General features: G+C 57.0%; 5 protein-coding genes. All 5 read left to right on the forward strand.

Going from position 1 to position 4,123, the window contains the following annotated elements; translation table 11 throughout:
- The first annotated feature begins 262 nt into the window (after positions 1 to 262).
- The 5 genes from AC2SGK_RS18050 (at position 263) to AC2SGK_RS18070 (ending at position 4,010) form a co-directional block, all read left to right on the forward strand.
- Positions 263 to 754: a GNAT family N-acetyltransferase gene (locus AC2SGK_RS18050; RefSeq protein ID WP_207472265.1), complete on the forward strand. Its 492-nt coding sequence runs from the start codon at positions 263 to 265 to the stop codon at positions 752 to 754.
- 890 nt (positions 755 to 1,644) lie between these two features.
- Positions 1,645 to 1,827 (forward strand): hypothetical protein, encoded by a 183-nt coding sequence (locus AC2SGK_RS18055; RefSeq protein ID WP_488324769.1) that lies wholly within the window; start codon positions 1,645 to 1,647, stop codon positions 1,825 to 1,827.
- Positions 1,828 to 2,286: 459 nt separating this feature from the next.
- Positions 2,287 to 3,006, forward strand: coding sequence for a replication initiation protein (locus AC2SGK_RS18060; RefSeq protein ID WP_207472270.1), 720 nt, complete (start codon positions 2,287 to 2,289; stop codon positions 3,004 to 3,006).
- A gap of 89 nt (positions 3,007 to 3,095) precedes the next feature.
- Positions 3,096 to 3,419, forward strand: a complete 324-nt coding sequence (locus AC2SGK_RS18065; RefSeq protein WP_425596365.1) for a hypothetical protein — start codon at positions 3,096 to 3,098, stop codon at positions 3,417 to 3,419.
- Between the two features lie 117 nt (positions 3,420 to 3,536).
- Positions 3,537 to 4,010, forward strand: coding sequence for a GNAT family N-acetyltransferase (locus AC2SGK_RS18070; protein WP_282029972.1), 474 nt, complete (start codon positions 3,537 to 3,539; stop codon positions 4,008 to 4,010).
- The last annotated feature ends 113 nt before the right edge of the window (positions 4,011 to 4,123 follow it).

The raw sequence follows: 4,123 nt of genomic DNA on the forward strand, positions 1-4,123 counted from the left end.
CAATAGGGCCATTCGCTTCTACGAGCGGCATGGCTTCGAGAGGGTAGGTAAAATTCCTGCGGCACTGATTGACGATGGCCACGAAGTGGACGAGCTGATCATGGTACATCGGTGACATAGCCAAGGTCCGCTCCGTCCCGCTTAGCGGACTGCTGAGGCATGGATCTGAAGCGGAACTCGCCAGACGTTGCCGAGATTGCCTTTACGTCCTTCCCGCAAGGCTGGAACAATGGCCCAACCGGCTGTCATCGAAGGATTTGCAATGTTCACGTATCGCTCCCTTACGGCGGCCGACGCACAGGAATGGAGAGAGATCTTCGTTACTGGCGTGAAGAACTTTCCGACCGGCTTCCTGATGACGCCCGCCGAAGTCGATGATCTGACGATGGAAAGATGCCAGACAATTTTGGACGCAGGCGGGACGAGGGGAATTTTTGAAGGCGAGCTGCTCGCAGGTTTTTGCGGATATCGCCAGTTTCAGCCCATCCGAATTCGTCATCGTGGCGAAATCGGCCCCTTCTTCGTCATGGAAAATTTTCATGGCTCGGGCGCTGCCCAGGCACTCATGGCGGGAGTTGTCGAAGAGGCAAAAGGAGCAGGGGTCGAGCAACTCGAACTTTCTGTAGCCCAGAGAAATCACAGAGCCATCGCGTTTTATGAGCGCCAAGGGTTTGTCCGCTATGGGGCGCACCCGGACGCCGTTCGGGATGAGGAGGCTGACGGAAGCGGATTTCTCTACCGTCGGCTGCTCTGAAGTTAGGCCCGGCTCAACCTCCGGCCTCTGCCCTGCCCGTAATCGGTTTTATGACCCCGACAACCCCGGTGTTGGCACTCGCGCCGGGGTTGTCAAAAAGGCCACTCGGAACGCCGCAACACATCTCTGCTGTAGCCCCAAAGCGGGCATGGTCCTAACGGAACCTAAGCTGGCTGATCGGCCTGCCATGACCTCGTGGCTTGAAGGGGTGTTGCAGTTGCAGGATATGGCCAATGTTAACCAAAATTGCATTTTGGCCCCGGCGCTGTGTGTGAAGGACCAGCTACGCTGTCAGTTTGGCAGGAAATGGAAACGTAAGTTTTACACTCTTGCAGCGCCTCCGGCCCAGGGCAATCAGCGGAGCGGCACGAAGTGGATTGCCTAGTGGGTTGTCATTTCAAATGACAATGCTGCCTGCTGACAGCCCGCAGGACTTCCGCCATCATGGCCCCCGTGCTGATTCAGGAAGCGGCGTCCAATTCCAGCTGATCGCCCTGTTCCCGCCCGCCTGCCCCGGTCCTACAGCCCTTTTGGGGGAGAGCGGTCCGGGGCAGGCTACCGCCCCCGCAAACCCCCGACGACATCGCCCGTCCCAAGGCAGGGGAGGAGGGGGTTTGCCTGCCCGTCAGGGCAGATCCCGGTTCTTCACCCAAAACCCGCCCCAAAGCCGTGAAAACATGGGGTGGGAGGCGGCGTGAGGGGGACTGAACAATCAGCCCCTATTTCCTGCCATCATCACAGCCCCCTAGAACTCTCCGGCAGCAGGCAGGCGTCCGAGATTGGTGAGAGGCTTTGAGAGGGGTGTTGCAGTTGCAGGATATGGCCGATGTCTACCAAAATTGCATTTTGGCCTTCGCGCTGTGTTTTGAACCGCCTCCAACCAGCGCCGGATGAGGTCGCCGCAGCGCGCCCCCGACGCCGCGAACGGATTGCGGGCGACCTCGCAGATCATGCTGGACAAGCCCATGACCGTGAAGGTCGACAAAATCGGTCCTGCCTTTGGGTCGCTCGATGACGTGGTCATGATCAGCGTCAGCCGTTTTCTGGCACTGTTTCTCGGACTGGCAGGCTGAGACGCCCTCAGAGCGCCGCAGGGGCCTCTTACAGCCTTTTGTCGCCCCTCCGTCGCCTCAGAGCTCATCTTGGCCCTGTACGAGCCTCTGTGGCGCTCTGAGGGCGTCTTGCAGGGCGCGCCTTCGTCTATCTTGCCATTTCTCAGCAAATTTATGGCCTGCCACAGGCGCTTTCGGGGGCCGATTTTGACCCCTCATCCAGCACCGTTTTCCTTTTTTCTTGTTTTTTCTTGTTTTTGGTGTTGGCAAGTTACTGATTTCGTTTGTGAAAACAGCCTGAATTGTGAGGAATATGCCGTGAACTGTGAGGAATATCGAGTCAACTGTGAGGAATATCGACCGTTTTCCACAGGCAGATCGGCTATTGTGAGAACCCCCGACCAATCATAAGGTTTATTCACAGCCTCATAGTTGATCGGAGGTTCTCACAGTATGGCGCGACCACGAAAAAACGACCTGATGAACCTGCCGACAGGCGGCAACGTTACGATGCACAACACGCTGGTAAGCGCCTCCCATGGCTTGAACCTCAGCGAAAAGCGGCTGGTCTCAATGGCGGTCGCAAAGCTGTCCCCGAAGGCGGCGGCGCTACCCGGAAAACCCATCAAGATTTTAGCGGTAGATTTCGCAAAGCAGTTCGGCCTCGAACCACACACTGCCTACGTCCAGCTTCGTGAAGCTCAGGAAAATCTATTCAACCGCTACATCCGGCACATTGAGCACTACGGTCCCAACGCCCAGAAAATCGAAGTAGTCAAAATGCGATGGATATCCTCAATCCGCTACAAGGAGGGTGAGGGAGAAATTTCGATCGCTTTTGCGCCCGAGATTGCGCAGTTCCTTGTGCAGCTCAAAAGGCACTTCACAAGTTACCAGCTCTCGAAAGCTGCAGCACTCCGTTCGACCTATTCCTGGCGGCTGTTCGAGAACCTCGAGCGCTTCCGGGAAACCGGGGTCTGGGAAGTGGACATGGACCGCTTCCACATCATCATGGAAACCCCAAAGAGCTACCGAGCCAATTTTGCGCAGACTCGTCGTTGGGTACTAGACCCCGCGCTGTCAGAACTGGCCGCGCGAACTAATATTACGGCAGAAGTTGAACCAATCCGTCGAGGCCGTAAGATTGCTCGACTGAGATTCACTTTCGAGAACGCCAGCCAGATGAACCTGCCACTATGAGTGAAGCTCTGCACACCTCTTTGCACACCCCGCCGCCCATGTCCCCTGCACAGGCTGCACAGGTAGCAGACGTTTCACGGTGGACTATCATGAGGGCCATAAAATCCCATGATTTGCAGGCGATAAGAGACAATCGCAATCAATGGCGGATCACGGCAGACGCCCTCGAAGCCTGGAGGGCGCACACTGTGCGCGCACCCCTTGATCTGCACACCCCGCACACCCAAGAAACTGTCACTGAGCTTCGCGAAAAGCTGGCCGCAGAAACCGCCCGTGCAGATGTGGCTGAAGCGCTCCTCGCTCATGAGCGCAATGCTCTGGCCGCGGCCGAAACCGACAGAGACAGTTGGCGAGCAATGGCTGAGAAGCTGGCTGATCGTCCGCGCAGCTGGTGGCCGTGGTCGCGATCATAGCCCCTGCGACCGTCTGCTTGGAGCCCAGAGCGGAAGTTGGAGGCCTTGCAACCTTGGCTGCCATCCTTGAAGTTGTCTCTCGCGAGACAGAGTGAAGCCATGGACAACGTGCGAGTAGTGAAACTGGAAGCTGAAGATCTACAGATCTTTAAAGCGATCCGGTTGGAGTCCCTGAAGATGGCTCCTTCAGCATTTGCCAATACCTTCGCCGACTGGTCGTCCCTGTCGGACGAAGCGTGGCTTGATCGAATGAAAATCCCTGTCTTCGCGATGCTGAAGGGGCACGAACCTGTCGGAATCATGGGCCTGATGCTCCAGCGCGGGGAAAGACGGTCTCACCGCGCAACAATCATCATGGTCTACCTGCGCGAAAGCGAGCGCGGGTCCGGCTTGGCAAATGACCTTCTCCAAGCAGTTATGAGCTTTGCAAAGGAAGTTGGCGTGCGCCAACTCGAACTGAACGTCAACCACACCAACAATAGGGCCATTCGCTTCTACGAGCGGCATGGCTTCGAGATGGTAGGTAAAATTCCTGCGGCACTGATTGACGATGGCCACGAAGTGGACGAGCTGATCATGGTACATCGGTGACATAGCCAAGGTCCGCTCCGTCCCGCTTAGCGGACTGCTGAGGCATGGATCTGAAGCGGAACTCGCCAGACGTTGCCGAGATTGCCTTTACGTCCGTCCCGCAAGGCTGGAAC

It is taken from the genome of Paracoccus sp. NIOT.M2S5SZ12, assembly GCF_057748165.1.

Coding starts and splice junctions, on each gene's coding strand:
- AC2SGK_RS18050 (WP_207472265.1), top strand. CDS start 263: ATGTTCACGTATCGCTCCCTTACGGCGGCCGACGCACAGGAATGGAGA.
- AC2SGK_RS18055 (WP_488324769.1), top strand. CDS start 1,645: ATGAGGTCGCCGCAGCGCGCCCCCGACGCCGCGAACGGATTGCGGGCG.
- AC2SGK_RS18060 (WP_207472270.1), top strand. CDS start 2,287: ATGAACCTGCCGACAGGCGGCAACGTTACGATGCACAACACGCTGGTA.
- AC2SGK_RS18065 (WP_425596365.1), top strand. CDS start 3,096: ATGAGGGCCATAAAATCCCATGATTTGCAGGCGATAAGAGACAATCGC.